Source organism: Brevundimonas sp. (assembly GCF_029945885.1).
GTDB lineage: Bacteria > Pseudomonadota > Alphaproteobacteria > Caulobacterales > Caulobacteraceae > Brevundimonas.
Genome location: NZ_JAQSDK010000028.1, coordinates 115,685 through 140,159, shown reverse-complemented (window position 1 = coordinate 140,159; position 24,475 = coordinate 115,685). Strand labels below are relative to the sequence as shown.

The 24,475-nt window shown below is 68.9% G+C and carries 30 protein-coding genes; 24 read left to right on the top strand and 6 right to left on the bottom strand.

Annotated elements, in window-relative coordinates:
- The 3 genes from PSV00_RS11390 to PSV00_RS11380 are packed head-to-tail and all read left to right on the top strand — an operon-like array spanning position 1 to position 2,458.
- On the top strand, positions 1 to 570 hold the full coding sequence (locus PSV00_RS11390) for a DUF1285 domain-containing protein (protein WP_300447225.1): 570 nt from the start codon (positions 1 to 3) through the stop codon (positions 568 to 570).
- Positions 567 to 1,229: a CoA pyrophosphatase gene (locus tag PSV00_RS11385; RefSeq protein WP_300447224.1), complete on the top strand. Its 663-nt coding sequence runs from the start codon at positions 567 to 569 to the stop codon at positions 1,227 to 1,229. The genes PSV00_RS11390 and PSV00_RS11385 overlap by 4 nt, the downstream gene beginning before the upstream one ends.
- Positions 1,226 to 2,458: a CCA tRNA nucleotidyltransferase gene (locus PSV00_RS11380; RefSeq protein ID WP_300447222.1), complete on the top strand. Its 1,233-nt coding sequence runs from the start codon at positions 1,226 to 1,228 to the stop codon at positions 2,456 to 2,458. Before PSV00_RS11385 ends, PSV00_RS11380 begins: the two co-directional genes overlap by 4 nt.
- Here PSV00_RS11380 and PSV00_RS11375 read toward each other — a convergent pair.
- Positions 2,439 to 3,413 (bottom strand): endonuclease/exonuclease/phosphatase family protein, encoded by a 975-nt coding sequence (locus PSV00_RS11375; RefSeq protein ID WP_300447220.1) that lies wholly within the window; start codon positions 3,411 to 3,413, stop codon positions 2,439 to 2,441. The two genes, PSV00_RS11380 and PSV00_RS11375, sit on opposite strands and share 20 nt — an antisense overlap.
- Before the next feature lie 43 nt (positions 3,414 to 3,456).
- Here PSV00_RS11375 and PSV00_RS11370 point away from each other — a divergent pair, with 43 nt between their 5' ends.
- From PSV00_RS11370 to PSV00_RS11320, 11 genes are all read left to right on the top strand, one after another.
- Entirely contained in the window at positions 3,457 to 3,918 is a 462-nt protein-coding gene (locus PSV00_RS11370; protein WP_300447219.1) for a DUF4112 domain-containing protein, read from the top strand.
- 78 nt (positions 3,919 to 3,996) lie between these two features.
- A complete protein-coding gene (locus PSV00_RS11365) occupies positions 3,997 to 4,545 on the top strand; it encodes a sigma-70 family RNA polymerase sigma factor (RefSeq protein ID WP_300447217.1) in 549 nt (182 codons plus the stop codon).
- Positions 4,542 to 5,261 carry an anti-sigma factor gene (locus PSV00_RS11360; protein WP_300447215.1) on the top strand — a complete coding sequence of 240 codons (720 nt, stop codon included), beginning with the start codon at positions 4,542 to 4,544 and terminating at the stop codon, positions 5,259 to 5,261. The genes PSV00_RS11365 and PSV00_RS11360 overlap by 4 nt, the downstream gene beginning before the upstream one ends.
- 166 nt (positions 5,262 to 5,427) lie before the next feature.
- Positions 5,428 to 6,906 (top strand): DUF2793 domain-containing protein, encoded by a 1,479-nt coding sequence (locus tag PSV00_RS11355; protein WP_300447213.1) that lies wholly within the window; start codon positions 5,428 to 5,430, stop codon positions 6,904 to 6,906.
- Positions 6,903 to 7,070, top strand: coding sequence for a hypothetical protein (locus tag PSV00_RS11350; RefSeq protein WP_300447210.1), 168 nt, complete (start codon positions 6,903 to 6,905; stop codon positions 7,068 to 7,070). The genes PSV00_RS11355 and PSV00_RS11350 overlap by 4 nt, the downstream gene beginning before the upstream one ends.
- A complete protein-coding gene (locus tag PSV00_RS11345; protein WP_300447208.1) occupies positions 7,070 to 7,342 on the top strand; it encodes a hypothetical protein in 273 nt (90 codons plus the stop codon). Before PSV00_RS11350 ends, PSV00_RS11345 begins: the two co-directional genes overlap by 1 nt.
- Positions 7,339 to 7,722, top strand: coding sequence for a M15 family metallopeptidase (locus PSV00_RS11340; protein WP_300447205.1), 384 nt, complete (start codon positions 7,339 to 7,341; stop codon positions 7,720 to 7,722). Before PSV00_RS11345 ends, PSV00_RS11340 begins: the two co-directional genes overlap by 4 nt.
- A gap of 423 nt (positions 7,723 to 8,145) precedes the next feature.
- Positions 8,146 to 8,337 carry a hypothetical protein gene (locus PSV00_RS11335; protein WP_300447201.1) on the top strand — a complete coding sequence of 64 codons (192 nt, stop codon included), beginning with the start codon at positions 8,146 to 8,148 and terminating at the stop codon, positions 8,335 to 8,337.
- 257 nt (positions 8,338 to 8,594) lie between these two features.
- Positions 8,595 to 9,425, top strand: coding sequence for a flagellin (locus tag PSV00_RS11330; protein ID WP_300447327.1), 831 nt, complete (start codon positions 8,595 to 8,597; stop codon positions 9,423 to 9,425).
- A 103-nt stretch (positions 9,426 to 9,528) separates the two neighbouring features.
- Complete coding sequence (locus PSV00_RS11325; RefSeq protein ID WP_300447199.1) at positions 9,529 to 9,813, top strand: hypothetical protein; 285 nt, start codon at positions 9,529 to 9,531, stop codon at positions 9,811 to 9,813.
- A gap of 131 nt (positions 9,814 to 9,944) precedes the next feature.
- Positions 9,945 to 10,775 carry a flagellin gene (locus tag PSV00_RS11320; protein ID WP_300447197.1) on the top strand — a complete coding sequence of 277 codons (831 nt, stop codon included), beginning with the start codon at positions 9,945 to 9,947 and terminating at the stop codon, positions 10,773 to 10,775.
- On the opposite strand, the gene PSV00_RS11315 is transcribed toward PSV00_RS11320, so the two are convergent.
- The gene (locus PSV00_RS11315; protein ID WP_300447195.1) at positions 10,776 to 10,913 is read right to left on the bottom strand and encodes a hypothetical protein; all 138 of its coding nucleotides are present in this window, start codon (positions 10,911 to 10,913) and stop codon (positions 10,776 to 10,778) included.
- A gap of 107 nt (positions 10,914 to 11,020) precedes the next feature.
- On the opposite strand from PSV00_RS11315, the gene PSV00_RS11310 reads away from it, so the two are divergent.
- From PSV00_RS11310 to PSV00_RS11285, 6 genes are all read left to right on the top strand, one after another.
- Positions 11,021 to 13,741 carry a transcriptional regulator gene (locus tag PSV00_RS11310; RefSeq protein ID WP_300447193.1) on the top strand — a complete coding sequence of 907 codons (2,721 nt, stop codon included), beginning with the start codon at positions 11,021 to 11,023 and terminating at the stop codon, positions 13,739 to 13,741.
- Between the two features lie 79 nt (positions 13,742 to 13,820).
- Positions 13,821 to 14,489, top strand: coding sequence for a hypothetical protein (locus PSV00_RS11305; protein ID WP_300447191.1), 669 nt, complete (start codon positions 13,821 to 13,823; stop codon positions 14,487 to 14,489).
- The gene (locus PSV00_RS11300) at positions 14,486 to 14,923 is read left to right on the top strand and encodes a hypothetical protein (RefSeq protein ID WP_300447189.1); all 438 of its coding nucleotides are present in this window, start codon (positions 14,486 to 14,488) and stop codon (positions 14,921 to 14,923) included. Before PSV00_RS11305 ends, PSV00_RS11300 begins: the two co-directional genes overlap by 4 nt.
- A gap of 73 nt (positions 14,924 to 14,996) precedes the next feature.
- Positions 14,997 to 15,479, top strand: coding sequence for a single-stranded DNA-binding protein (gene ssb, locus PSV00_RS11295; RefSeq protein WP_300447188.1), 483 nt, complete (start codon positions 14,997 to 14,999; stop codon positions 15,477 to 15,479).
- 7 nt (positions 15,480 to 15,486) lie between these two features.
- Positions 15,487 to 15,939, top strand: a complete 453-nt coding sequence (locus tag PSV00_RS11290) for a thiol-disulfide oxidoreductase DCC family protein (protein WP_300447187.1) — start codon at positions 15,487 to 15,489, stop codon at positions 15,937 to 15,939.
- A gap of 88 nt (positions 15,940 to 16,027) precedes the next feature.
- Positions 16,028 to 16,933 (top strand): DMT family transporter, encoded by a 906-nt coding sequence (locus tag PSV00_RS11285; RefSeq protein WP_300447185.1) that lies wholly within the window; start codon positions 16,028 to 16,030, stop codon positions 16,931 to 16,933.
- Between the two features lie 3 nt (positions 16,934 to 16,936).
- Here the strand turns inward: PSV00_RS11285 and PSV00_RS11280 are convergent, their stop codons facing one another.
- The 4 genes from PSV00_RS11280 to PSV00_RS11265 all read right to left on the bottom strand — a co-directional run bounded on the left by PSV00_RS11280 (position 16,937) and on the right by PSV00_RS11265 (position 19,337).
- Positions 16,937 to 17,383: a PaaI family thioesterase gene (locus PSV00_RS11280; RefSeq protein WP_300447183.1), complete on the bottom strand. Its 447-nt coding sequence runs from the start codon at positions 17,381 to 17,383 to the stop codon at positions 16,937 to 16,939.
- Between the two features lie 73 nt (positions 17,384 to 17,456).
- Complete coding sequence (locus tag PSV00_RS11275; protein ID WP_300447181.1) at positions 17,457 to 18,023, bottom strand: DUF3035 domain-containing protein; 567 nt, start codon at positions 18,021 to 18,023, stop codon at positions 17,457 to 17,459.
- A 68-nt stretch (positions 18,024 to 18,091) separates the two neighbouring features.
- Positions 18,092 to 18,649, bottom strand: coding sequence for a signal peptidase II (gene lspA, locus PSV00_RS11270; RefSeq protein ID WP_300447180.1), 558 nt, complete (start codon positions 18,647 to 18,649; stop codon positions 18,092 to 18,094).
- A gap of 124 nt (positions 18,650 to 18,773) precedes the next feature.
- Entirely contained in the window at positions 18,774 to 19,337 is a 564-nt protein-coding gene (locus PSV00_RS11265) for a superoxide dismutase family protein (protein WP_300447178.1), read from the bottom strand.
- 124 nt (positions 19,338 to 19,461) lie between these two features.
- Here PSV00_RS11265 and gyrA point away from each other — a divergent pair, with 124 nt between their 5' ends.
- From gyrA to PSV00_RS11245, 4 genes are read left to right on the top strand one after another with little or no spacing between them, the layout of a single operon-like run.
- Positions 19,462 to 22,248 (top strand): DNA gyrase subunit A, encoded by a 2,787-nt coding sequence (gene gyrA / locus PSV00_RS11260; RefSeq protein WP_300447176.1) that lies wholly within the window; start codon positions 19,462 to 19,464, stop codon positions 22,246 to 22,248.
- A 3-nt stretch (positions 22,249 to 22,251) separates the two neighbouring features.
- On the top strand, positions 22,252 to 23,055 hold the full coding sequence (locus tag PSV00_RS11255) for an aminotransferase class IV (protein WP_300447174.1): 804 nt from the start codon (positions 22,252 to 22,254) through the stop codon (positions 23,053 to 23,055).
- Positions 23,056 to 23,106: 51 nt separating this feature from the next.
- Entirely contained in the window at positions 23,107 to 23,595 is a 489-nt protein-coding gene (coaD, locus tag PSV00_RS11250; protein WP_300447172.1) for a pantetheine-phosphate adenylyltransferase, read from the top strand.
- Positions 23,592 to 24,461, top strand: a complete 870-nt coding sequence (locus PSV00_RS11245; RefSeq protein WP_300447170.1) for a peptidylprolyl isomerase — start codon at positions 23,592 to 23,594, stop codon at positions 24,459 to 24,461. The genes coaD and PSV00_RS11245 overlap by 4 nt, the downstream gene beginning before the upstream one ends.
- The last annotated feature ends 14 nt before the right edge of the window (positions 24,462 to 24,475 follow it).

The following is a 24,475-nucleotide window of genomic DNA, read 5'->3' as shown; positions in this document are numbered from 1 at the left end:
ATGAGCGAACGCCCGAAGACAGAGACCGGAGGTCTGGCCGCCGTGGCCGGGGCCGCGAAACAGGCACCGGGGCGCGGACTGCCGCCGGTGCATCTGTGGCACCCGGAGCATTGCGGCGACATCGACATCATCATCCGCGCCGACGGCGTGTGGATGCATGAGGGCGCGCCGATCGGCCGAGCCGAGCTGGTGCGGCTGTTCTCGACGGTGCTGCGCAAGGACCCGGACGGCTATCATCTGGTCACCCCGGCCGAGAAGCTGAAGATCACGGTCGAGGACCTGCCGTTCCGGGCGGTGACGCTGGAGCATGTCGGCGGCCGGATGGTGTTCACCACCGACGTCGGCGACGCGGTCGAGGCCGGGGCCGGTCATCCGATCGTGGTCGAGACCGATCCGGTGACCGGCGAGCCCGCCCCGCGCATCCATGTCCGTGGCGACCTGTGGGCCCGGATCGTACGGTCGATCTTCTATGAGCTGGTCGAGACGGCGACGGTCGAGGCCGGTCGACTGGTGGTGCGCAGCGACGGCGAGAGCTTTGCGCTGGGACCGGTGGGGGCGGGGGTCGAATGAGCCTGTCCTCGCTGAAACAGCGGCTGACGGCGCGGCTGGAGCCGGTCGCGGGCTGGCAGCCGGACCGCACGGCGGGTCGGTCGGACTTCGACCTGAATCCGCAAGAGAACCGGCCGGCGCGCACGCTGAAGCTGGCAGCCGTTCTGGTGCCGGTGATTGCCCGCCCTGACGGGGCCACGGTGTTGCTGACGCGTCGCTCGGACCAGCTGGCCAGCCATCCGGGGCAGATCGCCTTTCCCGGCGGGCGGCTGGATGCCGGCGAGACGGCCGCTGTAGCCGCCCTGCGCGAAGCCTGGGAGGAGGTGGCCCTGGTCCCGGACAGGGTCGAGGTGCTGGGCCTCGGGGACGCCTATGAGACCGGCACCGGCTTTCTGGTCACGCCGGTGGTCGGCTGGCTGAACGTCCCGCCCGAGGTAAAGGCCGCCCCGGACGAGGTGGCCGAACTGTTCGAGGTGCCGTGGGACTTTCTGATGAACCGGCTGAACCATCGTCAGGACTTCTATGATCGCGAGGGTGAGCCGCGACGCTGGTTCTGGGCCATGCCGTGGGAGGAACGCTATATCTGGGGGGTGACGGCCGGGATCGTCCGCGCCCTGCGCACCCGGCTGTACGGGAATGAGCCGGAGCCCGCGGTGGCGACGGCGGAGGACGCCGCATGACCGCACGGCTGGGTGACCAGGACTGGCTGACCAGTGCCGCGACCCGGGCCGTGTTCGCGGCGCTGGAGGCGGCGGGCGGGTCCGACTGCGCCCGGTTCGTCGGCGGCAGTGTACGCAATGCCCTGCGCGGACAGGCGGTCGATGACATCGATATCGCCACGACCCTGGAGCCGGAGGCGGCCTTTGCGGCGATCCGCAAGGCGGGACTCAAGGCGGTGCCGACGGGGCTGGCCCACGGCACGGTGACGGCGGTGTCCGGACACAGGCCCTATGAGATCACCACCCTGCGCCGGGATGTCACCACGGACGGGCGCAACGCCACCGTCGCCTTCACCGACGACTGGAGCGAGGATGCGGCGCGGCGCGATTTCCGGCTGAACGCCCTGTACGCGGACCTGACGGGGCGGATCTACGATCCCACGGGCGAGGGGGTCGCGGACGCCCTGGCCGGACGGGTCATCTTCGTCGGCGACCCGGTGACGCGCATCCGCGAGGACTATCTGCGGATCCTGCGCTTCTTCCGCTTCTATGCCTGGTACGGCCGGGAGGCACCGGACGCGGCGGCGATGGCCGCCTGCGCGGCCGAGGCTGACGGCCTGTCGCGCCTGTCGGCCGAGCGGGTGTCGAAGGAGCTGATGAAACTGCTGACGGCCCCTGACCCTCGGCGTGCCGTGGCGGCCATGGACGAGACAGGCGTGCTGGCGCAGGTCCTGCCCGAGGCGGAGGCCGGGGCGGTGTTCCGGCGGCTGTGTGACCTGACTCCCGATCCCGTGCTGCGGCTGGCGGGGCTGGTGCCGGCGGATCCGGACGGTCTGCGGGCCCTGTCGGTGCGCCTGCGTTTGTCGAATTCCGTCCGGGACCGGCTGGTGGCGGCTGCAGTGGCCGCGGCGGCGGTCCGGCCGGAGATGAGTGAGCGGACGGCGCGGGCGGCGGTTTACCGGCTGGGGGGACAGGCGGTGCGGGATGGGCTGATGCGCCACCGGGCGGAGGGGGGCGGATCGTCCGCCGATCTCGACCGCCTGGAAGCGTTGATCGCCGGCTGGACCGTGCCGGCCCTGCCGGTCGGTGGGCGCGATCTGGCCCGACTGGGCGTCGCCCCCGGGCCGGAGACCGGGCGACTGCTGAAGGCGTTCGAGGCCGGGTGGATCGCCGACGACTTTCCCGCCGGGGGCCATGAGGCGCGGTTGCGGGCCCTGGTGGATCCGGCGGTCAGTAAGCCGCCAGGGTGAATTCGGTGATCACCGGCCGGTGGTCCGACCCCGTGCGGCGACCCAGGCTGCGGCGGGTGAAGGCCAGGTCCGGCGAGCGATAGACCTGGTCGATGGTCAGGCCCACGGCGGCCGGGACGGCCGACGGCCAGGTGCCGGGCCAGCCCGGGGCCGGGACCAGCCCGGCCTCTGCCTGCACCTGACGGCCGATCCGGGCGGTCGAGACGCTGTTGAAATCCCCCGCGACGATCACCGGACCCGTCAGTCCGGCGCGAACCCCGGCCAGGGCCTGGACCTGGCTGATCTGGCCCCACTGGTACTGGAAGGGCCAGGGCCGGGTCAGGTGAACCCCGACCACATTGACAGGGCCCAGTGGCGTGCGGACCACGGCGGCGACGTCCTGCAGGCCGTCGGCGACATCGGCGATGGCGGTCAACGGGTAGCGGGCGGCGATCACCGACCGCGCGGCTCCGCCGGACCGGTCGAGCCGGGGCGTCACCACCCGGTGGGGATAGCCGGCCAGCACCGTGTCCAGCCGGGCGGCGGGCGCATCGCCGAGCTCGATCAGGATGATGATGTCGGCGTCGGCGGCGGCGATCGAACGGGCGATGGCGTCGACCTCGGTGTTCCCCGCCCACAGATTGGCGGAATACAGCCGGACCAGCGGCGCACCGGGGCGGGGAAGGGTGTCCGACCCCCGCCATTGCGGCCAGGCGGCGATCAGCAGCGACAGGGCGGCGACGGCATAGACGGCCGCGACCCGAAACCGGCGCAGCAGCAGGCCCGGAACGATGAGGCTTGTCGCGATGATGAAGGCCGGGGCCACGAACTGGGCCAGCAGATCGACCCAGCGATGACCGATGCCGCTCAGCCCCGCCACGGCGAGGAGCAACAATATCGCCGCCGGCGCGCTGACAAGGAGCGGGACGAGACGCTTCAACTGGGGCGGGGCGGACTTGCCATTCCGGGTGAACACTGGTCGGGATGTCCTGTCACGGTCTCGAATGGAAGAGAATGGAATGGCCAGACGTAGCATCGGGGATATCGAGAAGATCTGGACGAATGTCGAGGGCGTGAAGAAGCTCTCGGACCGGGTCATCGGCATTGGACCGTTCGGCCTGGGGCTGGACGCCCTGCTGACCTGGGTGCCTGTGGTCGGGACCGTCTATACGGTGGCGACCGGCGGCTGGCTGATGCTGCAGGGACTGCGTGTCGGGGCGACCCCGTCCACCCTCGCGCGGATGGCGGCCTATATGGCGGTGGATACGGCCGTCGGGACGGTGCCGATCGCAGGCGATGTGGTCGACACCTTCTTCCCCGGTCAGCTGATGGCCGCCAACGCGCTGCAGAAACATATCGAGAGCACCCACTGGGTCGAGGCCAATGAGCGCGCGGCTCGCGCCTCGGGCGAGCACGAGCACCATCTGGCGGCGATGCGCGGCACCGGCAAGGCGCGCCGGGTCATCTATCTGCACGACTGATGACGGGCTTTGCTTGACGGACCGGTCCGACGTCCGCCTAGTTGAATTGCAACCGATTCCGGGCCCCTGATGACGACGATGCTGACTCGAGACCAACTCGCAGACGCCCTCGGGATGACCGGGCAGGGCGACCGTGCGGCGTTTCGTCAGGTCTATCTGGCCACCTCCGCGAAACTGTTGGGCGTGTGCCTGCGTATCTTGGCTGATCGTCAGATTGCCGAGGATGTGTTGCAGGAAACCTATTTGACCGTGTGGAGGAAGGCCGGGAGCTTCGATGCTTCGCGGGCCAGTCCGATCACCTGGCTGGTGACAATCGCCCGCAACCGGGCGATCGACCGGCTGCGCGCCAGCGCCAATTTCCGCAAATCGACCCCGGTCGATGAGGCGAATGCGGTGGTCGACGGGGCCATCCTGCCGTCGGAGGCTGTCGAGCGTGATGACGAGGCGCGCCGCCTGCACGGCTGTCTGGACCAGCTGGACGACAAGGTCGGGGGGGTTATTCGGACCGCCTTCATGGAGGGGGTCACCTATGACAGCCTGGCCGTGCGCGAGAATGTGCCGCTGGGCACGATGAAAAGCTGGATCCGGCGGGGGCTTCTGCGGCTGAGGGCCTGTCTGGAACAATGACCGAACCGACCGACATCAATGAAGACGACGCCCTGGCCGGGGAACTGGCGCTGCGGGTGCTGTCGCCCGCGGACGAGGCCGAGGCCCGCCAGCGCGAGGCCAATGATCCGGCCTTTGCCGCCGAGGTCGAGGCCTGGAACGCGCATCTGGCCGTTTTCGCCGGAGAGATCGCGTCGGTGGAACCGTCCCGGGGTGTGTGGCCACGTATCGCCTCCGGGATCGCCACGCCCGCCAATGACAATGCGCGGCTGACCTTCTGGCGGCGCTGGGCGGTTGGATCGACCGGTCTTCTCGCGGCCAGTGTCGCCGCCATGGCCATCCTGCTGGTGCAGCCGGCCCCCGCCCCGGTGATGGTAACCGCCCCGGCCGAAGGCGGGGTGATGCGGGTCGCGACCCTGTCACTGGACAACGGCGTCTCGGCGATGACCATCGCCTATGACAGTGTCACCGGTGCCCTGTATCTGGCCCCGACCCGCGAGATGGCCGGCGACACGCGGGTACCGCACCTGTGGCTGGTCATGCCCGAGGGCGGGGTCCAGCTGGTCGGGGCGATCGACGGCACCGCCACTTCGCGGCACAATCTGACCGGAGCCCTGTCGGGCATGGCCGGGCAGGCCGCCTCGGTCGCCGTGTCGATGGAGGAGCCGGGCCATACGCCGGGGGCCGCCAAGCCGGACGGACCGGTCGTTGCCCAGGGCCAGATGCAACAGCTCTGATCCCGAAGGCCCGCGCGATTCCTGCGAGGTTTTTCGCCTGAATCCGCGCTTCGTCGCTGTGCAAAAGTCTGAACGTTCAAAGGTATAACCTCCCGGACGGGGTCGATTTCCCACCCGGGTCCGTAGCTGCCCCAGACTGATCTCCGAACCCGATACGGAGACCGTCATGAGCGACGACGCCAGCGCCCGGCTGGGCCTGCCCTATCTGGCGGCCGGCCAGATGCAGAAACACGTGACCCTGAACGAGGCCCTGACCCGGCTGGACGCCCTGGTGCAGCTGGCGGTGGTCAGTCGCACCCGTCCGGACCAGCCCGTCGTGCCGGAGGACGGGGCCCTCTACATCCTGCCGGAGGGCGCGACCGGCAGCGTCTGGGCGCTGGCGGCACCGGGCGATCTGCTCCGGGCCGAGGCGGGAGGATGGACGGTCCCTGCCGTGCCGGACGGGACGGTGGCGACCGTGCTGGACGAGCCGGCCGTCCTGATCCGTGCCGGTGGCGACTGGCAGCCGCTGGGCAGTCTTCTGGGGGCGGTGCAGGGGCTGAACCGGCTGGGGCTCAACGCGACGGCCGACGCCGGCAATCCCTTCGTCGCCCGGGTCAACAAGGCGCTGTGGACCGCCCTGGAGGGCGGGCAGGGCGGTGACGGCGATCTGCGACTGACGCTGAACAAGGAAGGGCCGGGCGATGTGCTGTCCCTGCTGTTCCAGAGCGGCTGGGGCGGTCGGGCCGAGCTGGGCCTGATCGGTGACGACGCCCTGCGACTGAAGGTCAGTCCGGACGGCGGCAGCTGGTCCGAGGCGTTTGTGGTGGATGCCGTCAGCGGGCGGGTGACGTTTCCGCGCGGGGCCGGTCGGGTCGAGGTGACCGAGTTCACCGCCTCCGGCTCCTATGACATTCCGGCCTGGGCCGCCGGCGTTGAGGCCATCTGCGTGGCCGGGGGGGGCGGGGGCGGGGCCGGCGCGACCGGCCCGGGCGCGACGATACGGTTCGGCGGCGGCGGAGGCGGTGCGGGTGGATGCCATCGCGGCCGTTGGCCGGTCGCGGCGCTGGGCGGGTCCCTGGATGTCGAGGTCGGGTCCGGTGGGGTCGGCGGCGAGGCGGCGGCCGGGGAGGACGGCGGCACCAGCCGGGTTCTCGATGACGGCCAGGTCCTGCTGACCGCAACCCCGGGCGGCGCTGGTGCCCGGGGCGACGGTGGGTCTGGCCCGGGCGGGGCCGGAGGCCAGGGCGACGGCCCGGCGAATGCCGGCGGCGGATCGAGGGTGTCCGCGCCCGGTGAGGCCGGTCAGGGCGACGCCGGTCCCGACGGGCCCGGTGGCGGTGGCGGCGGTGGCGGGCTGGATGCTGCGGACACGGCCCGCGACGGCGGCGCGGGCGGGGCCGGTGCCTGGCTGGATATCAGGGCCGACGGGGGTGGGGGCGGCGCGGCGGCCGGTGCGGCAGGCACCGATCGGCCCCGGCCGGCCCTGCATCCGGCCGGTGGTGGTGGGGCCGGTGGCGCGGCCTCGGCCGGAGCGGATGGCCATGCCGGGGGGAGCGGGGGTCTGTACGGCGCGGGCGGTGGTGGTGGCGGTGCCGGTCTGTCGTCCGGGGGAATCGGCGGAGCGGGGGCAGCCGGCGTCGTCTGGCTGGTGGCCATCGGATGAGCACGCGTCCTTTCCCGAGCGAGGCCGCGCCGCGCGAGACCCTGCTGCTCGACGAGGCGGTCTGGGAGGTCCCGGACCGGCTGTCACCGGAGGACTGGCTGATCGAGGCCGGGCTCGACGGACGGCGGGCGGTCTGCTGTCCCGATGATCCGGAGGGCGAGTGATGAGCGGCCGGATATCCGGGCCGACCTCCCTGGCCGAGGGGCGCTGGCTGTGGCGTCGTCTCTATGTCTTCAGCGCCAGTGCGGCCCTGTGGCTGCTGCTGGACCGGACCCTGGCGCGGGTGCCAGCGTCGAGCCTGCCGCGCCTGGTCGAGGCGCTGATGGCGCTGCTGGCCCTGACCCTGGTCCTCTATCTGGTTGCCCCGACCGCCCAGCAGCTGGTGACCCTGGCGGCCAATCTGCGGCTGCGGCTCGGTGCAAGGGGGCGGTCGTGAGCTTCCGGCTGTCCACGCGTTCGCGGGCCCGGCTGGCCGGAGTGCATCCCGCCCTGGTCGCGGTGGTCGAGGCGGCCATCGTCACCAGCCCGGTCGATTTCATGATCACCGAGGGTCTGCGCTCGCGGGAGCGGCAGGTTGCCCTGGTCCGGGCCGGGGCCAGCCGGACGCTGAATTCGCGCCACCTGACCGGCCATGCGGTCGATGTCGCGGCGATCGTCGACGGCCGGGTGCGCTGGGACTGGCCGCTGTATGGCCGGATCGCCACGGCCTTCAAACAGGCCGCGATCCAGCTGGACACGCCCCTTGACTGGGGCGGGGATTGGGCCCGGCTGCGCGACGGGCCGCATTTCGAACTGAGCCGGGCGGCCTTCCCGTGACCGGCCTGTCCCTGTGGCGGGCCCTGACGGCTACAGGGCGGACCGTCGTGGTCATCGGCCTGCTGCTGGCCATCCTGCTGGCCGGGCACGGGCTGGGCCTGCGCTGGGATCCGTTGAACCTCGGACCGCGGCGGCTGGAGGCGGCCCGCAGCCGGGCGGCCGATGCCGAGGCCGATGCGGCCGCGCGCCGGCTTGAGCTCGAGGGCGAAGCCGGACTGCGCCGGGCCCTGGAGCAGTTCCACCGCCGGAGTGAAGCCGTGACCCGGCTGACCGCCCCGGCCATTGTTGAGGCGAGAACCGATGTTGATGCCGACCTTCCCCTGGCGACGGGCCGGGCCGCCCGTCTGCGCACTCATGATCGCGAGCTGTGCCGGATATCCCCCGCCGTCTGCGCCGGCCCCGCCGCGATTGACCCTGCCGGAGGTGGCGACGTTACCGTGCCCGCTCGCGCGCCTGCCGGACTCCCCGACCGAGGCCGATCTCGAGGCGGTCTATATGCAGCGGGGCGGCGACCTGGTGGCCTGCGACGCCGCCCGGCAGCTGGCGGTCGATACGCTGGTGGCCGAGCGCGCGCTGCAGGACCGGTGGCGCAAGGCGCGGGATGGCCGTCGGTGACGCGAAGACCCCCTGAAACCGTGTCCTGAGCGGCAGATTCTGCCCGGTGCCCGGCAATTTCTGCCGGTTTCAGCGCCGGAGCGGCAAATCCTGCCGGGCGACCGGCGTGGTAAACCAGAAGTACCAACGCGAAAACAGCGGGTTGCGGGCTGGCCTGAAAACGCGGCCGTGGCCCCGTCCTTGCGTCGACCGGTCCGAGCAGAATGCTCCCGGCAGCCAAAATGGCGTCGGACACCATGAAGAAGGAAGACCGTGTCATGGCTATGAACAGCGTGAACACCAACGTGGGCGCAATGATCGCCCTTCAGAACCTGCAAGTGACCAACAATGAGTTGGGCCAGGTTCAATCCCGCATCAATACCGGCAAGAAGGTCGCCTCCGCCAAGGACAACGGCGCCGTCTGGGCTATCGCCCAGGGGCAACGTGCCGAAATCGGTGCCCTGAATGCCGTCAAGGACAGCCTGCAGCGCGGCCAGTCGGCCGTGGACGTCAGCCTGGCCGCGGGTGAGTCCGTTTCCGATCTGCTGACCCAGCTGAAGGAAAAGGCGCTTTCGGCGACCGATACGTCGCTGACGAGCTCGGCCCGCAGCGCCCTGAATGAAGACTTCAAGTCGATCCGCGACCAGATCGCGACCGTCGTGAGCAACGCTTCCTTCAACGGTGTCAATCTGCTGGACGGTTCGAGCACCGGTGGCTTCGCGGCCCTGGCCAACGTTTCCGGTTCGACCATCACGGTCGCTTCGGAAGACATGAGCCTGAGCGGTTCGGTCGTGACCCTGGGTGCCGCGGACGTGATCGATACTGCCTCTGCCGCAGCCGCTTCGCTGGCCCTGGTCAGTGCCTCGATCGACAACGTCGGCGCCTCGCTGGCCAAGCTGGGTACGGGTTCCAACTCGCTCGGAACCCACCTGACCTTCGTCGGCAAACTCCAGGACACCCTGGAAGCCGGTGTGGGCAACCTGGTCGACGCCGACCTGGCCAAGGAAAGCGCCCGACTGCAGGCGCTGCAAACCAAGCAACAGCTCGGTGTGCAGGCCCTGTCGATCGCCAACTCGTCCACCTCCATCCTGCTCGGCCTGTTCCGCTAGGAACACCGAACGGAAGGGTGGGGCCGCATTGCGCGGTCCCACCCGACCGTCCGCCGGGCGCTGACGACCGGAGGCCGCCAGCGAAACGCTGTCGGCAGAAGTCATGAACAACAATGCAAAGATAGGTCCCGTTCCCCCTGTTATCGTCGCCACCAGCGGCTCGACCGCCAGCGGAGACTTCAATCATTCCAAGGCCCAGCAGGACGCCGAGCGTGCATCCCGCTACCGGCTGGTCATCGAGGAAGGATCCCGTGAGGGGTCGTTTATCTACAAGACCCTGGACCGGTTGACCGGTGAAGTGGTCCGCCAGCTGCCGCGAGAGCAGGTGGTCGCGATGAAGGGCCAGGATGACTATGCGGCAGGGGCCGTGATCGACACCTCCGTCTGAAGACGGGGAAAATCCGGCCGGTTGCCACGCAGGAGCGATCCGCGTGGTTAAATGACGTGGTTATCAGCCGTTAACCATACGAACACGAATCACGCTCTAGCCTGTCTCGAAATCCCGAGGGAACGAGACGGATGACGAATAGCGTCCATACCAATGTTGCAGCCGCGATTGCGCTGCAGAACCTGACCCATACCAATATGCGGTTGGGTGAGGTTGAAAACCGGATCAGCACGGGACTGAAGGTCCAGGGGGCCAAGGACAATGCTGCGATCTGGGCCATTGCCCAGGGGCAGCGCGCTGACGTCGGCGCACTCGGTGCCGTCAAACAGAGCCTCGACCGGGCCACGGCGGTGGCGGATGTGGCCCTGTCGGCCGGTGAATCCATCTCCGACCTGCTGAACCAGCTCAAGGAAAAGGTGGTTGCGGCCAAGGACACCTCGCTGGGCAGCCAGTCCCGCCAGTTGCTGGACTCGGACTTCAAGGCCCTGCTTCGCGCCATCTCCTCGGCAGTCGAGAATGCCGAGTTCGACGGTGGCAACATCCTCAACGGCGCGCTGACGTCCGGCATCCAGTTCCTGGCCAATGCCGACGCCTCGTCCTTTGTCACCCTCGGGGCCAAGGACCTGACCCTGGGCGGGTCGATCCTGTCGGTGTCGCTGACCGACAGTCTGCTGACCGCCACGGGGGCGAGCTCCGCCCTGACCAAGCTGGACAATTCGATCACTGCCCTGAACTCGTCACTGGGTGAGCTCGGCTCCCAGGCCAAGCAGATCGAGGCCCACAAGACGTTCGTGTCCAAGCTGGTCGATACGCTGGAGGCCGGGATCGGCAATCTGGTGGATGCGGACCTGGCCAAGGAAAGCGCGCGGCTTCAGGCCCTGCAGGTGCAGCAGCAGCTGGGGGCCCAGTCCCTGTCGATCGCCAACCAGGCCCCGCAGATCATCCTGTCTCTGTTCAAGTAATCAGGGGCGGGACATTCCGCGGACCGGTTTGATGTCCGGCCGGTCGATACGGGTCGGCGGCGGGCGTCGGTGGCGCGGGCTTTCGGCCAGGCCGTACAGGGCAAGAACCGATTGCAGGACGCTGCGAAGGTCAGGCATGGCAAGACTCCGATCCTGACCGTTAACGTGAGGCCCGGTCCGGCGTTCCCGGCCCGCGTTAAGATGTTGTTGCGGGGATCGGCCCACACTGGCGACGGGAGTCCCTGGTGATAAACAGCAGCTATCTTCTCGGCCTGTACGGCATGACGGACTGGGCGGCCTCATCGGGGTCGGCCTCCGGCGTGGGGACGCCTGTGCGCAAGGCCCAGCCGACCGCGCCCTGGAGTTCCAGCTACAACGTCCCCAAGCCCGATGAACTGGTCCGCACCGCCATGGCGGGACGGCGGATCGTGGACGAGAACGCCGCCCAGCTCGACGTCAGCGGGGCCTCGTCGGACTACCGCAAGCTTTTCGCCCTCTACCAGGGACTCGAGACCCTGAACGCCCTGAATAACCGCGCCGGCACCAAGGGGGTCGGGACGACGGAACTGGCCCTGCTGGCCAAACGGTTCAGCGCCGGCCTCGAGGAGGTCGGCACCTATGTCGGCGCGACCGAACTGAATGCGGTGCGGCTGGTGCAGGGCACCACCAGCGCCCTGAGTAAATCGTCCGGCGGCGTCCCGCGCGACAATGCCAACTCCATCACCGGCCCGATCCACGAGGGCTCGCCCGACAGTGTCGTGGCGGCCTTTTCCGGCGATGTGGCCTTCGGCATCACCATCCGCCAGCTGGGCGTGACGACCACGGTGCCGATCGATCTGGCCGACATGGGCAGCACGCCGCGGACCCTCACCAATGTGCTGGAGCATATCAACGGCAAGCTGGAGGCGACCGGTTTCAATACCCGGATCGGCCGAGAACAGATCAAGGCCGAGCCACGGACGATTAATGCCAACGGCAAGACCGTGACCCTGCCGACCGGTCCGGACCGCTGGGCCCTGGTGGTGCGGGGCGATACCACGGAGACCCTGGGCTTCACTGCCGCCCAGACGTCGGATGCCGTCTATGTGGTGCAGGGCAACGGCCTGACCGGTGGGCACCAGCTGCTGAAATTCCAGTCCGACGGCGGCACGGCCCCGCAGGTCACCGAGCCGGGCATCGGCGACACCCACTGGGTGGAGGGCCGTTCGGTCCAGACCAGCCTGCCGCCCGGAATCGAGACTGTGCGCGCCAGCGCGACCGGGTCTGACGGATCGTTGTGGATCGTGGCTGACGTCGTGCCCGGGACGGGCAACCAGCCGATCAAGGGCGAACGCGACGTGGCCCTGATGAAATATGACTCGGCCGGACGGCTGGTCGCCAGCCGGGCGCTCGGGGCGGCGGCCACTGCCAGCGGCTATGCCATCGCCATCGACGCCGACGGCCGCGTCGCCGTGGCCGGCTCGGTCACCGGGGCCCTGGATCCGGGCAAGTCCGGTGATGTGGCCACCGTGGCCGACAGTTTCGTCACCGTGTTTGACGCGAACGCGTCGGAGCTCTGGACCCAGCGCCGCGGCGCGCGGGCCGCCGACGAGGCGACCTCGGTCGGCTTCGGCCCGAACGGCACCGTCTATGTCGCCGGCCGGGCCCAGTCGGCCATCCCCGGCGGCTCAGCCGTGGGCGGCTGGGACGGCTATGTCCAGGCCTTCAGCGAGAGCCAGGCCTATCCGTCGGCCCCGACGGTCGCCACCGCCGCCGGGACGGCCCAGTTCGGCACGGCCGCCGACGACGGGGTCGAGGCTATCACCATCGACGGATCGAACCTCTATTCGGCCGGAGTCGAGGGCGGGCGGATGATCGTGCGCCAGTTCGCCCTTGGGGCCGGTGGTGCGCCCACCCTGACGGCGACGCGGGATCTGGGGGAGGCCAGCGGTGAGGTCGCGGGTCTGTCCGTCTCCGGCGGTCGAGTCATCCTGACTGGAACCACCCGAAACCAGGCGCTGGACGTCGGCACGGTGAACACCGCCCATTCCGGCGGAACCGACGCCTTTGTCGCCGTGCTGGAGCCCGACCTGGCCGCCTCGGCCGCTGACCGTCTGACCTATTATGGTACGGTCGGTGACGATACCGCCGCTGATGTGAAGGTCCAGGACGGCAAGGTGTGGGTCACCGGCGTCAGCAATCGCGCCGAGGGGGCCAAGGACACGGATCCGACCGAGGGCTATCTCAGCCGTTTGGATCCGCTGACCGGGGCGGTGGAATGGACGCGCACCTGGGCCGGTGACGGCCAGCAGGCGGCCCCGATGACCCTGGCGGTCGCCGCAGGCGGGGCCAGTGTGCTGGACCGCCTGGGCCTGCCGACCGGCGAGATCCAGCAAAGCGATTCCAAGAAGCTGACCGACGCCACCTCGCTCCGGGCCGGAGACCGGTTCTATGTCTCGCCGGCGAACGGGGGTCGGTCGGTGGCGGTCACCATTGAGGCGCGTGACACCCTGCAGACCCTGGCGCGCAAGATCGAACAGGCCTCGCGGAACACGCTGAAGGTCACGGTCGCCTCCGAGGGCGCGCCGGCGTCGTCGACGGGCGATATGCAGACGGCCCTGCGCACGGGAGTCCAGCGCCTGTCGATCATGGCCCGCGACGGCAAGGCCGGAGCCGTGCTGACCGCCGGTGAGTCCGGTCGCAATGCCCTGGCCGGCCTGGGTCTGTCGCAGGGGTTCATCGGCATCAGCAGCGGCACCGGTGCCGTCCGGACCTTCGGCCTGGACCTGCCCCGGACCCTGTCGCTGGCCCCGGACGCGGCGAAAGAGACCGGGGAGCGACTGCAGGCGGCGATGAAGGCTGTGCGTGACGCCTATCGCGCCCTCGCACCGGCCTCGACCAAGCCGAAGATTACCGGAACCGCTCCGGCCTATCTTACCGCCCAGATCGCCAACTACCAGGCGGCGCTCTCACGACTGGGTGGATAGAGTCGATCCGGACGGCTTGCCGGTTGACGCCCCGGCCCCGGACGGGGTTATTGGGCCCATCCATTCGCGCGAGCCCTGAATGCCCCTCAACAACCGCACCATCCTGGCGATCGGCGTCGGCGTCGCCGCCGTCCTGGCCATCGTCCTGGCCCTGGTCTTCAGCGCGGGCGGTGAACGGACCCCCGGGCCGTCGCCGGCCGAGCGCGGCGGACTGACGGTCGATGTGGCTGATGCGCCGGGTCTGGAGCCGACCCGCGAGCTGCGCTGCTTTGTCGACGGCCGCTTTATCGGCATGGCGACCCTGACGGACTGCGCCCGCCGCAACGGGCTGGCGACCGACGCCCTTGATGTCGGCCTCGATGAAACCGGAGCCCTGGCCGCGGCTCCGACCGCCGCCTTCGCCCCGCCGCCGAGCCTGCCGCCGGTCGTCATGGCCGAGGCCGAGCCCCTGCCGGCACCGGCCACGCCCAGCCAGCCGGCCCCCGCGCCCGTGGCCACCGGCAATGCCTGCCTGCGGCACACCGGGTCCGACTGGCGGTCGCTGTCGCCGAACATGGGGCTGAACGCCTGTGTGATGGCCTTGTATTCCGGCACCTGCGTGCGTCCGGGCGAGGCCCTGTATGGCCGCTGGGGCGACACCACCCTGCGGCTGGTGCCGCGTCGGGTCGAACAGTCCAGCGACAACAGCCGTTTCCGCACCCTGGCCGAGCAGGATCGCAACTGCCAGTTTCCGGGGCTGGACCGTTGAGAGCCCTGACCCTCGCCGCGATCACGGTCGCCGGTCTGGCGGTGGTCGCCTGTGAGTCCGCGCCCAAGGCCCCCTATACGCCGGGGGTCTGCTATTTCGTGATGCCCGCCGCCGACGGCAAGGGTGCGCCGGAGCTGAGCGTCGTGGCCAACGATCAGCCGCAGATCGAATTCTGCGCCGCGCGGCTTGAGGAGATGCGGCTGCGATTCCTGCGCATGGGTGGCACGCGACGCGAGATTGTCGGGGCCTATCAGGGGCAGTATATCTTTATCGATCGGATCGGGGTGTCCTTCTCCAGAACCCTCGATGGCAATCGCTTCATCGCCCTGGCCCGGACCGGAGACGGGCGGCTGGCGATCCCGGCGGCCATCCAGCGCGAGATCGACGGCACGCCGGTCGCGGTCGCGGCCCCGCCGCCGGCCGCGGCGAACTGAACGAACAAAACTGGAACATTGGCGCGTGATCGACTAGGTTGCGCGCTTCAAACTCAAGCATGGGAGCTCGGCTATGGCGGGCAGCGTCAACAAGGTCATTCTGATCGGCAATCTGGGCAAGGACCCGGAAATCCGCTCGCTCTCGTCGGGCGAACGCGTCTGCAACCTGTCGCTGGCGACGTCGGAGCAGTGGCGCGACAAGTCCTCGGGCGAGCGCAAGGAAAAGACCGAGTGGCACCGGGTGGTCATCTTCAATGACAACATCATCAAGGTGGCCGAGAACTATCTGAAGAAGGGCTCGACGGTTTACATCGAGGGCGCGATCCAGACCCGCAAATGGACCGACCAGTCCGGTGTCGAGAAATATTCGACCGAGATCGTGGTCGGCAAGTTCAAGGGCGAGCTGACCATGCTGGGCGGGCGCAATGAATCCGCCGGTGGCGGGGCCAGCCGTGGCGGTGACGACGACTATTCCTCGGGCTTCTCGACCGGCGGGGCCAACAAGCCCAGCGGTCCCAAGGAAAGCTACGACCTGAACGACGACATCCCGTTCTAGGACCACAATGGCGCGGCCGGCGTTCAGCTATCGAAGCGACCCGGCCGTCCCGGCCTTTGCCGATGATCGGCCGGTGGTGATCTATGATGGCGACTGTCCGATCTGCTCCCGTTCGGCGCGGATGGTGCTGCGCCATGATCGCCGGGGTCGGTTTCGCCTGATGGCGGCCGGCTCCGCCCCCGGCCGTGCCCTGTATGCCCACTACGCGCTCGATCTTGACGAGCGACCGACCATGATCCTGTTGCAGGACGGCCGGGCCTGGCTGCGCTCCGGGGCCGTGCTGCGGATCGCAGCGGGACTGGGGGGCGTTTTCCTGCTCACGGCAGTGTTCCGGGCCGTTCCGGAAGGACTACGGGACCGGGTCTATGATTTCGTCGCCCGCAACCGGATGCAGTCAGGTCTGGGAAATGCAGTCTGCGTGCTGACCCCCGGCATTGACCCGGACCGGATACTCGGATGACATTTTCCTGGTCGACTTTCTGAGCCCCGTCACAGGTGTTCACCGGATGTGATGCCCGGGGTGGCTGCCGCTGTGTCATAGGCCTTTGGTGACCCAGCCCGCATCCCCCTCCCATGCCCTGACCCTGCCGGAGATCCTGGCCATTATCGCGGTGGTGGTGATCTGGGGGGTCAACAATGCCGCGGCCAAGGTCGGGACCGAGGTGCTGCCGCCGTTGTTGATGGGCGCGCTGCGGTTTGGCATCGCCGCCGCCTGTCTGGTGCCGTTCGTGCGCCCGCCCTTTCCCAACTGGAAGAGCCTGCTGATCATCGTCTTCGTCGGCGGGCCGTTGCACTATGGCCTGATCTTTCTGGCCTTTTCCCTGGCGCAGGACGTCAGTCCGGTGTCGGTAGCGGCGCAGCTGTGGATCCCGTTCACGGCCCTGTTCGCCTTCCTGCTGCTGCGCGAGCGGCTGTCGAAATACGCCCTGGTCGGCATGGTCATCGCCTTCATCGGTGTCGCCTGGATGATGGGCGATCCCCATGTGCTGCAGGACTGGAAGGCCATCGCCGTCGGCATCGGCGCCGCCGGCTGCTGGGCCCTGACCACGGTCATCGCCCGGCGGACAACCTCGATTCCGCCGCTGAAAATGCAGGGCCTGCTGTCGTTGGTGGCCCTGCCGACGCTCGCGTTTGGCTCGGCGGTGTTCGAAGATCGACAGATGGAGGCGGTACGGGCGGCCACGCCCCTGATCTGGGCCTGTGTGCTGTGGGCGGGACTGGTCTCGTCGGTCCTGGCGACGACCCTGGTGTTCTGGCTGGTGCAACGGCGTGAGGCGGGGCGGGTCACACCCTATCTGCTGGCCACGCCGGTGGTCTCGATCGCCATCGGCTGGCTGTTCCTGGGCGATGTGCTGACGGTGCAGATCCTGACCGGGGCCGCCCTGACCATGGGGGGGGTCGCGGTGGTGGCCCTGGCCGAGCGCGGCCTGAGAGCCGGGGCTTCGGGGGCCTAGGCCCTAGCGCGGCTGGATCACCAGACAGGTTGAGGTGGCCGTGGCGTAGAGGGTGCCGTCGAGTCCGCGAAGATCGGCCTCGGCAAAGCCGGCCCGTCCACCGATCTGGACGAGGCGACCCTCGGCCCGTACCGGGACGTCGGCGGTCAGGGCGCGGTGGAACACCGTCTTCAGCTCCAGCGACGTATAGGCCTGGCCGGGTCTGAGGCCGGAATGGACGGCACAGCCGCAGGCGGAATCCAGGATCGCTGCGATCCAGCCACCGTGGACGGTGCCGATCGGATTATAGACGGCCAGGCCGGGCGTGCCGGCGAACACGACGCGGCCCGCATCCAGCTCGATCAGGCGAAAGTCCAGCGTCACCGCGATCGGAATCGGCGGGACCAGTCCGGACAGCAGCTGTTGCAGCTGCTCAAGCCCGGACAGGGCGGGGCGGTCAGCTTCGGCCATGGGAACGCTCCGGCGGGACGGTCCGCACACATTCGGGACAGACCGCGCGGCGACAAGCGCCGCAGACGCGGTCCTAAAGGCCGGGGAGCTTGAAGCCGACGGTGCGACGCGGGGCGATGACGATGCGGCGGTCGCTGCCGGTCAGGGCCCGGAGTCGTTCGGCCTCGGAGGCGGCGTCGATGGTCAGGGCACCGGAGGCGGTCTGGCTGACGGTCGCGGCCTGGGTGGCGGGGGCGTCACTGCGCCAGAACATCAGCCGGTTGGCGAAGCTCTCTTCCTTGTGGGCCAGGTCACCGAATTCATCGTCGATGACGTAGCGGGCCAGGGGGTCGGCGCGATCAGCCCCGGCCTGGGCGACGAACATCTGCTCACCGGTGGTGCGGGTGACGGCCTGGCGCTGACCCATAAGGATCTGGCGGGCGGCGCTTTCGGGGGCCAGTTCCTGCGGGCGCGGCTGGCCGGGTGCCGGCGGGCGCAGGCCGTATTCCGGCGGCACGGTCAGGGGCGCGGTCGAGACGGTCAGGAACGCGTCCGGCGTGATCTTGGTCAGGCCGATGCTCTGACGCATGCTGGTGCAGGCCCCCAGGGACAGGGCCGATACGGCGACAATGGACAGGACGGCGGCACTGCGAATTCGCATGATCAGGGGCTCGGCTCGTTGGTCGCGCGTCAGGGACGCGGCTGTGGAACGGCTAGATGGACGGTTGATTACGACTTTTCAGCGGCTTCGCCAACCGCCGGCTGCCGCTCGGACAGCAGACTGTCGATTATCAGCACAATGACACCGATGGTGATGGCGCTGTCGGCCACGTTGAAAATCCACGGAAACACCCGGTGGCTGCCGATGACGACGCCGGAGAAGTCGATGAAGTCGACGACGCCGCCGAAACGGATGCGGTCGATCACATTGCCGATAGCGCCGCCCATCACCAGGCCGATGGCGCTGATCAGCAGGCGACGGTCGGCCTTCAGGGCCCACCAGGCCAGGGCCCCGGCCACGAGGATCGAGAACAGGCTGAGCCCCCAGCGACCGGCCCCGCCACCGAGCAGGCCGAAGCTGACGCCGTCATTGAGGACGAAGGTCAGGCGCAGCATCGGCGGGATCAGGGGGATGGACTGGAACGACCACATCTCCCGGTCGATCAACTGGCCACCGGCGGTCAGCATCTGCATCGCGTCCAGAACCGACGCCTTGGTCAGCTGGTCGAAGAGGATGACGACGAGGGCAATGCCGTAGGCGGCGTAGGCGATACGAGGAATTTTCATGCAGGTCGCTTCAGGGTTGAGGGGCCGGGGTTAGCAGGCGAAGGCCGGGGCGCGAAGATCAAATCGTGGCCCGGCGGTCTGCGGCCGGCCCAGGGTCCGGGCTGGAGCGGGCCAGGACCGGGGGTCAGCCGGCGGCCATCACCCCGCAGGCGACCCGGGCCCCGGCCCCGCCGATCGGCTGGCTGCGATGGTCGTCGGTGCCGGCGTGGATGACCAGGGCCGCGCCGTCGGCATCCCACAGCCACTGGCCGGGACCGGTGGCGGCGATCCGGGCGCGGGTGGTGAAGACCTCGGCATTCACCCGGCCGTCGGCATGGACGTAGATGTCGGGCAGGTCGCCGTCGTCGGGGCCGTCCGGGTTCAGCAGCCCGTGCGGGACCGGTGTGTCGTGGTTGATGTGGCCGCCGGCCGAGGTGAAGGGGGCGTCGCAGCGGCCGGTGGTGTGGATGTGAACCCCGTGCCACCCGGGTGTCAGGCCGCCGGCCTCGATGCGGATCAGCAGGCCGGTCGCCCCCTGGGTCAGGACGGCGCGCCCGATGGTTTCCCCCGCGGCGTTCCGGAGCGTCGCCTCGCCGAAATCGCCCATCGCCGCGCGTGCGGCAGGCTCCGGCGTGTAGTGGTTTTCGGTCAGGCTGACACAGGCCCCGAGGGGAAGCAGGAGGGCGGTGGAGAGGAGAATGGCGCGCATGGCAGGATTTCCTTTCACAGACGGCTTCCGCGGGTCCTGAAACTTTGCCTCGCGACGACCTGGATGCTAGAAAACCCTTATAGCGGATCACGTTCCGATTCCGGCCATTTAAAGCCCGATTTCCTTGACCGACGACACCTTCGAGACCCCCGTGCCCCCGTCCGGTGCGCACGGCGACATTTCCACCATCACGATCGAGGAAGAGCTGAAACGCTCCTACCTCGACTACGCCATGAGCGTGATCGTTTCGCGGGCCCTGCCTGACGCCCGTGACGGGTTGAAGCCGGTGCATCGCCGCATCCTGTATTCGATGCACGATCTGAACATGACGCCCGAGCGCTCGTATTCGAAATGCGCCCGTGTGGTCGGTGACGTGCTGGGCCGGTTCCACCCGCACGGCGATGCCTCCGTCTATATGGCCCTTGTGCGTATGGCCCAGCCCTTCTCGATGGGGCTGATGCTGGTCGATGGCCAGGGCAATTTCGGCTCGGTCGACGGCGATATGCCGGCCTCGATGCGTTACACCGAGGCCAGGATGGCCCCGGCCGCGGTGGCCCTGCTGGCCGACATCGACAAGGATACCGTCGATTTCCAGCTGAACTACGACGAGAAGGAACTGGAGCCGGTCGTCCTGCCGGCGCGGATCCCGAACCTGCTGGTCAATGGCGCGGGCGGCATCGCCGTCGGCATGGCCACCAACATCCCGCCGCATAACCTCGGCGAGATCATCGACGCCTGCGTGGCCCTGCTGGATGATCCCGAGGTTACCGACGACGCCCTGCTGGACCTGGTTCCGGGCCCCGACTTCCCGACCGGCGGCGAGATCATGGGCCGCACCGCCCCCCGCAACGCCCTGCGCGAGGGCCGCGGCTCGGTCATCGTGCGCGGCAAGGCCACGGTCGAGACGATCCGCAAGGACCGCGAAGCCATCGTGGTCACCGAACTGCCCTTCCAGGTCAACAAACAGACCCTGATCGAACGCATCGCCGAAATGGTGCGCGAGAAGCGGATCGAAGGCATCTCCGACGTGCGCGACGAAAGCGACCGTCAGGGCATGCGGATGGTCATCGAGCTGAAGCGTGACGCCTCGGGCGACGTGATCCTGAACCAGCTGTGGCGCTATACGGCGATGCAGAGCTCGTTCGGCGTCAACATGCTGGCTCTGAACCACGGCCGTCCCGAGCAGATGGGCCTGCGCAAGATGCTCGAGGTCTTCCTCGACTTCCGCGAGGAGGTGGTCGTTCGCCGCGTCAAATTCGAACTGGCCAAGGCCCGCGACCGCGGCCATGTGCTGGTCGGTCTGGCCGTGGCCGTTGCCAATATCGACGAGGTCATCCACATCATCCGCAGCTCGGCCGACCCGGCCGAGGCGCGCGAGCGGCTGCAGGCCAAGGCCTGGCCGGTCGGGGACATGATGGCCCTGATCGAGCTGATTGCCGACCCGCGCTCGCTGCTGGTCGAGGGTGACAAGCTGAACCTGACCGACGAACAGGCCCGGGCCATCCTGGCCCTGACCCTGTCGCGCCTGACCGGCCTGGGTCGTGACGACATCTTCGGTGAGGCGCGCGGCCTGGCTGACACCATCGCCAGACACCTGCTGCTGCTGTCGGACCGGGCCAACATCCTGGCCGTGATCCGCGAAGACCTGTTGGCCGTGAAGGCCGAGTTCGCGGTGCCGCGCCGCACCGAGATCGGCGACGGCGATTTCGAGCTGGAAGACGAGGACCTGATCCCGCGCGAGGACATGGTCGTGACCGTGACCCACGGCGGCTATGTCAAACGCGTGGCGCTGAACGCCTACCGGACCCAGCATCGCGGCGGCAAGGGCAAGTCGGGCATGACGATGAAGGACGAGGACGCCATCGTCGGCGTGTTCTCGGCCTCGACCCATACGCCGGTGCTGTTCTTCGCCACCAACGGCAAGGCCTACAAGCTGAAGACCTGGCGTCTGCCGCTGGGCGGGCCGACCTCGCGCGGCAAGGCCTTCGTCAACCTGCTGCCGATCGAGCCCGGCGACAGCATCATGAATGTGCTGCCCCTGCCCGAGGACGAGGCGGAGTGGGGCAATTTCGACATCATGTTCGCGACCCGTTCGGGTGACGTGCGCCGCAACAAGCTCAGTGATTTCGCCACCGTCAACCGGGCCGGCAAGATCGCGATGAAGCTGGAGGACGGCGACCACATGGTCGGCGTCGCCCTGTGCACCGCCGATGACGACGTGATGCTGACCACGGCCCTGGGCCGGGCGATCCGCTTCAAGGCCGACGATGTGCGCGTGTTCAAGGGCCGGGATTCGACCGGCGTGCGCGGCGTGCGTCTGAAGGCCGGCGACCAGGTGATCTCCATGGCCGTGCTGGGCCGGGTCGACGCGACGCCGGACGAGCGGTCCGCCTATGTCAAACATGCCACCGCCATGCGGCGCGCGGCCGGTGACGGCGATGACGACACGCCGGTGATCGAGGCGGATGACGAGGACGAGGGCAATGGCGACGCCGCCCTGTCGATCGAGCGGATCGCCGAACTGGGCGCGGCAGAGCAGTTCATCCTGACCGTGACCGAGACCGGCTTCGGCAAACGGTCGTCGGCCTATGAATACCGGCGCACCGGACGGGGCGGCCAGGGGCTGACGGCCCATGGCCTGGGCGGTCGGGCGGGGGACCGTCTGGCGGCCTCCTTCCCGGTCGAGGATGGCGACGATCTGCTGCTGGTTACCTCGGGTGGCCAGATGATCCGGACTCCGGTCAGCCAGGTCCGCACCGTCGGCCGCACCAGCCAGGGGGTGACCATCTTCCGCACCGCCGAGGGTGAAAAGGTCGTCTCGGTCGAACGCCTGGCCGAGGTTGAGGGCGGGACCGACGTGGACATCGACACGGACATGGACGGCGGCAGCGATGAGGGCGGCGACGCCTGATCCATGGGGCCGGACCGCGTGATCCTGGTCGAGGGGGAGGCGGCCACCCAGGCTGACCTCGCCTGTGTCTCCCTGGTCAACTACGGGGCCTACACCGCATTCCTTGTTGAAGGGGGCGGTGTCCGTGGGCTGGATCTGCATCTGGCGCGGCTTGAAGCGTCGGCACGCGAACTGTTTGGCGAGTCCGTCGGCGAGACGCGTCTGCGGGCGTTTATGCGGGCGGCGCTGGATGATCGGCAGGCGGCGTGGCTGCGGGTAAGTCTGTTTTCGCCGGAAATCGGTCCTCGGACGCCGGACTGGACCGGTCGCCCCAAGGTCATGATCGCCGCCTCGCCGCCGCCGCCGCCGCTGGCAGACAGTGTGCGGGTTCAGGTCCAGACCCATGTCCGTGACGCCGCCCATCTCAAACATGCCGCCACCTTTCCCCTGCTCCGTGCCCGACGTCTGGCGCGTGAGGCCGGGTTTGACGACGCCCTGTTCGCCGACGCCGACGGTCGGATCTCCGAGGGCAGTCTGTGGAACATCGGCTTCCTGCGTGGCGAGACGGTGGTCTGGCCACGGGCCCCGATGCTGGCGGGCGTGGCCCAGGCCCTGATCGACCGGGGCCTCGCGAGCGTGGGGCTGGACGCCGTCCGTGAGCCGGTGCGGCGGGAAGAGGTCGACCGGTTTGACGCGGCCTTCCTGTGCAACAGTGCCACGCCGGCCTGCGCCGTCACGGGGATCGGCTCGACCAGCCTGCCGGAGTCCCCGGCCATGATCGAGCGGTTGCGTCAGGCCTGGCGGTCAAACCCGCGTCAGTCGATCTAGGCCCGGCGGCGGGCGGCTGCTAGACCTGTGCGCTGCAGCGGAGAAAACGCCATGCGTATCGGGCTTTACCCCGGAACATTCGATCCGGTGACCAACGGGCACATGGATATCATCGGCCGGGCCGTGAAGCTGGTGGACCGGCTGGTCATCGGCGTGGCCCAGAATGACGACAAGGGGCCGCTGTTCACCACCGCCGAGCGGGTGGAGATGGTTCGCGCCGAGGTCGTCGGGATCGATGCAGAGATCATCGTCCAGCCCTTTGCCACCCTGCTGATGCATTTCGCGGAGAGCCTCGGGGCCCAGATGATCGTGCGCGGCCTGCGCGCCGTCGCCGATTTCGAATACGAATTCCAGATGACGGCGATGAACCAGCGTCTCAATGCCGACATCGAGACCGTATTTCTGATGGCGGATCCGCGGCATCAGGCCGTGGCCTCGCGTCTGGTCAAGGAGATCGCCCGTCTGGACGGCGCGATCGACAGTTTTGTCAGCCCGTCGGTCGCCGAACAGGTCCGGGCCAAGGTCAAGGAACACTCATGAGCAAATCCTTCGGAATTCTGGCGGCAACGGTTGCCGCCGTCGCACTGGTGACGGGGGCGGGGTCGGTCGCGGCCCAGGCGGGCGCCGCATCGGGTGACTGGCGAACCATCGCGCCGGAAAACCTGCTGGTGATCGACACCACCAAGGGCCGCGTCCTGGTCGAGCTGGAGCCGCAGGTCGCCCCGAACCATGTGGTGCGTATCCGCACCCTGACGGATCGCGGGTTCTATGACGGCATCGTCTTCCATCGGGTCATCGCCGGCTTCATGGCCCAGACGGGCGATCCCACGGGGACCGGGATGAACGGCAGCGACCTGCCGGACATCGCCGGGGAATTCAGCTTCCGGCGCGGGGCCGACAGTGGATTCGTCGCCGTTCCCGACAGTGGCGACGGCCTGCGCGGTATTCTCGGCTCGATGCCGGTGGTGACCCAGCCGGATGCCCAGATGTTCGTGACCGCCGACTTCAAGACCGCGGGCAGCGGCCTGTTCTGTCCCGCCGTGGCCGGGATGGCCCGGTCCTCGGGGGCCAACAGCGCCAACAGCCAGTTCTTTCTGATGATGGATGAGAACGACAGCCTGAACGGCCTGTACACGACCTTCGGCCGGGTCGTGGTTGGGCTGGATGTGGTCAAGACCCTGAAGGCGGGACCGGAATCGACGGACGGCCGGGTCAGCGACTCCCCCGATGCGATGACCCGGGTGCGCATGGCCTCGGCCCTGCCGGAAGGGGAACGCCCGGTGGTCCGGGTGCTGCGACCGGCGTCCGCGGCCTTCCAGGCCGAGGTGGCGCGGGTGCGGGCCGCACGCGGGGCGCAGTTCAGCATCTGTGATGTTCAGCCGACCGCCGAACTGGTCGGCGGCTGACCATGACCACGGGA